A 278-nucleotide genomic window follows, 5' to 3' on the forward strand; every position below is an offset into this window, starting at 1 on the left:
GGCGTGATGTTTTTCTTCAGCAGGATCAATCCTTCGGTGCCGATTTGGGCGTTCATTATTGTATACATCATCTTGATGCTGTCCATCTCGGCCATCATGATGCCCGCACAGACGAATGCATTAAACGAATTGCCGAAGCATTTATATCCTCATGGAACGGCAATTTCCAATACTCTTCAGCCTGTTGCAGGCGCACTCGGTGTTTCGGTGTTCGTCAGCATCATGAGCCAGGGACAGAAAAGCTATCTTGCCGGCCAAGAAGCAGCCAGCAAACAAAT

General features: G+C 48.2%; 1 pseudogene. It reads left to right on the top strand.

The features are described 5' to 3' along the window. A pseudogene (locus CF394_RS03430) lies at positions 1 to 278 on the top strand (MFS transporter); the annotation flags it as partial.

This window comes from Tetzosporium hominis (genome assembly GCF_002265435.1).
Taxonomy (GTDB): domain Bacteria; phylum Bacillota; class Bacilli; order Bacillales_A; family Planococcaceae; genus Chryseomicrobium; species Chryseomicrobium hominis.